Consider the following 309-nt stretch of genomic DNA (forward strand, 5'->3'; position numbering starts at 1 on the left):
TTTTACGTAGTAATGAGATGAACAAGGCTCAAATTATTAAAACTTTCTTACATGAAATGGCTCATGCAGAGTTGCATCATGCAGATAATCCTCAAAAGGAAAATCTAACTAGAAGCACCGCTGAACTCCAGGCTGAAAGTGTCGCTTATGTCGTTTCTTCATACTATGGTATTGATACGTCAGAGTATTCCTTTAACTATCTATCTGGGTGGTCTGCAGATAAGGAGACACTTGCTGATTTAGAAGCACAGTTGGATATTGTCCAACAAGAAGCTAAAAGTTTAATGGTTCGGATGGATCAAGCATTGG

Annotated in this window: 1 protein-coding gene; it reads left to right on the forward strand. The window is 38.5% G+C overall.

Annotated elements, in window-relative coordinates; genetic code table 11:
* Positions 1–309: hypothetical protein (locus CBI42_RS11705; protein ID WP_142294154.1), on the forward strand; the 309-nt coding region annotated here is incomplete at both ends.

The sequence above is a fragment of the Streptococcus sp. KR genome (assembly GCF_002238115.1).
Lineage (GTDB): Bacteria > Bacillota > Bacilli > Lactobacillales > Streptococcaceae > Streptococcus.